Below are 3065 nucleotides of genomic sequence, written 5' to 3'. Positions count from 1 at the left end.
CATATTATTTGTCTCACTCACCTCATCCGTATTCGCTGCGCCAATTCCGCAGCAGAATCAGACTGTTCAGACCCCGGTACCAATTGTAAATAACTCCTCTTCACACCTCACACCGGTAGCGAATGTTACTGTAGCCCCGGTTCCCACGGTGGCAGTAAATTCTTCTACCAAGAACCAGACTGTCCCGGCAAATTCCTCCCGGGTTCAGACGTCTTCAGGTGATCAACAGTTTCTCTTTCTGATGAATCAATACTGGATTCCTGATTTCTTTGATATCAAGGGCCGCATGGATGGGTCCGCAACATTTGGTTCTGACCTTCCACAGATGCTGAACCTGACTGCTGATTATGCCAGGATACGGCTTAACAAGAACATCAACGAGACAAACGGATATTCCCTTTCCCCTTCGGTGAGCAATTTGCGAACCGAATACCAGACCGGAGCGACCCGGTGCATCAAGGTCATTGACAGTATCATGGCCCTTAACAAGAGTTCCGGATCATTTGGGCAGGATGTTCCAACCCGAACTGCTGCCCTCTCTCTATATGGAACCTGGCTCGAGTATAGGACAATGAAGTGTTATAATCTCCAGAATATCTCCTATCCTGATATCGCTGAAGTACCTCCTGATCAGTTCATGCAGGTTATGGGGGCCATTACTGCGTAAGAAGAGGCACATTTTATCAACAAAAAGGAATGATCCTGATGAGACGGTATCAGATTGCGGTTATCGGTGCAGCTGAAGCAAAAGAATGGGAAAAGGAACTTGCATTCAGTGTTGGAAGACTGATTGCAACAGAAGGTTGTATCCTTCTTACCGGTGGCCGTGGTGGGGTTATGGAGGCTGCAAGTCGTGGTGCCAGTGAGGCAGGGGGTTTTGTTGCAGGGATAGTCCCAGGTTCTGAAGGAAATGAGTATCTTGATCTTATTGTCAAAACCCAGATGGGACAGGCCAGAAATGTCATCCTTGTTGAGTCTGCAGATGCAGTCATCGCCGTATCAGGAAGTTATGGTACTCTCTCAGAGATCGGAGTATCACTGAGAATCGGGACCCCGGTATTTGGAATTAAAACCTGGGATATTCCCGGTCTGATCTCATGTCAAACCCCTGAAGAGGCGGTGCAGGGAGCAGTAGAGTTCTGTAAATCTATCTGAATTTCGCTACCCAGGAGCGTTGTCTTTTTTTCAGGTATTGGCTGCTGCCTTATTTCAGTATAATTTTTTATTTTGCATCAAACATTCGGTACGGGTTCTGATTGTTTGATGAACAGAACGGAGCATATTTAGCCTATCAGAAGACATTTATTGCGATACCGTGGGGATCAAAGAGTGGCTCATACCGCAGGATAAGGTGTTTTTTGACCTCTTCGAGCGTTTAGCCCGTATTGTTGTCATATCCGCCGAAGAACTCGAGTCGATGGTGAACAACCAACAGGATCGGGATACTGCCTTTAAGAAGATCAAAGACCTTGAGCATCAGGGTGACCAGATCACACACGAGATATATGAGAACCTGAACCGGACATTTATCACTCCGCTCGATCCTCTTGAGATCTCGCGTCTTGCATCAGCATTGGATGATATTCTGGACTACATAGATGATTCAGCAGAGAAGATGATCAATTATGGAGTCCTTGAATTTGATAATTACATGCAGGACTTTGCACAGCTTATACGGCTCTCCGTTATTCAACTTGAGAACGGAGTCAAATTAATCCGTTCCACTAAGGATCTGGCAAGACTGGATTCTTGTGGGATAGAGGTCAACCGGCTGGAAAACCTTGCCGATGACCTGCTTTCAAAATCAATCAAACATTTGTTCATGGGCAATGACCCGGTGACGATAATTAAACTCAAAGATATCTACGAATGCCTCGAGACAGCGACAGATAAATGTGAGGATGTCACCAATGTCCTCTCTGATATCAGCATCCGTCATTCGTGATTTAGATGGAGCCAATCCTCATTATCGGCATCGCTGTGGCACTCCTTTTTAATTTTTTAAACGGGCTGCACGATGCTGCAAATTCTATATCAACGATAGTTGCAACCCGGGTTCTCACACCAGTTCAGGCTGTGACCCTTGCGGCCTTTTTTAACCTGGTAGGCCCGCTTTTTTTCACAACAGCGATAGCAAAAACCATTGGAAAAGGGATCATTGTTCCTGGATGGCTGACGCTTAATGTTATCATCATCGGCATTCTGGTAGCTTCATTCTGGATCTACTTCACAGCATATATCGGGGTTCCCATATCATCCACCCATGCCATGATTGGTGGGCTTATTGGTGCTGCTGTTGCATATGGTGGATATACGGTTGTTATTCTTCCAACTCTTGAACTGATGGAAGGACTTGTTGGTTATGGTCTTTTTGGCATTGTCGCTGGATCAGTGATTCTGATGCTGCTCGCACGGTGGAATCAGGAAGAGAATCTAAAGCAGTATGCGGGTCTTGGTGGATACTTCGGTTTTGTATTCACAATCCCACTCTGTATTGCTATGCACCTTCTCCCAATTTCTGGCATTGTCAGCATCATCATTTTTATTGTGATCTCTCCATCTCTTGGTCTTGCTCTTGCATTTTTGCTTGGCTGCCTGGTCATCAGGATCTGCAGAAATAAGGATCAGAAGAAGATGAACCACATCTTCAACAAGTTACAGATCGTTTCATCTGCATTCTATAGCATTGGCCATGGCAGCAACGATGCACAGCATGCCATGGGTATTATTACTGCCATGTTAGTGACTGCAGGAGTGCTAAGCGACTTTAGTGTTCCTCTCTGGGTTATTCTTCTCTCTAGTGCAGCTATTTCTCTTGGAACACTAACCGGAGGCTGGAGAATCGTTCAGACAATGGCCAAACGTATCACCCATCTCCGTCCGTATCAGGGTTTCTGTGCAGAGACCGGTGGAGGAATTGTCCTCCTCCTGGTTACACTCTTTGGAATTCCGGTTTCAAGTACTCACGCAATCAGCGGGTGCATTATGGGAGTTGGGGCAACCCAGGGAAGTTCATCTGTCAACTGGGGTGTTGTCAGAAGAATTGTAACCGCATGGGTTATTAC

The 3065-nt window shown here is 46.0% G+C and carries 4 protein-coding genes; all 4 read left to right on the top strand.

Annotation, left to right across the window (positions count from 1 at the left end; translation table 11 throughout):
- The coding region (locus VN429_RS06440; protein ID WP_325631124.1) for a hypothetical protein at window positions 1-667 on the top strand (667 nt) is incomplete at its 5' end.
- 38 nt (window positions 668-705) lie between these two features.
- A complete protein-coding gene (locus VN429_RS06435) occupies window positions 706-1155 on the top strand; it encodes a TIGR00725 family protein (RefSeq protein ID WP_325631122.1) in 450 nt (149 codons plus the stop codon).
- Window positions 1156-1315: 160 nt separating this feature from the next.
- The gene (locus VN429_RS06430; protein ID WP_325631119.1) at window positions 1316-1945 is read left to right on the top strand and encodes a DUF47 domain-containing protein; all 630 of its coding nucleotides are present in this window, start codon (window positions 1316-1318) and stop codon (window positions 1943-1945) included.
- A 5-nt stretch (window positions 1946-1950) separates the two neighbouring features.
- A partial coding sequence (locus VN429_RS06425; RefSeq protein WP_325631117.1) for an inorganic phosphate transporter occupies window positions 1951-3065 on the top strand: 1115 nt, incomplete at its 3' end.

Origin of the sequence: Methanospirillum sp. (assembly GCF_035560735.1) — an archaeon.
Classification (GTDB): Archaea; Halobacteriota; Methanomicrobia; order Methanomicrobiales; family Methanospirillaceae; genus Methanospirillum.
Note: the sequence above shows the minus strand (reverse complement) of the source record. Positions and strands in the feature narration are given on the sequence as shown.

Bases quoted from the DNA above. Each gene is read 5' to 3' on its own strand.
- VN429_RS06435 (WP_325631122.1), top strand. From the start codon at position 706: ATGAGACGGTATCAGATTGCGGTTATCGGTGCAGCTGAAGCAAAAGAA.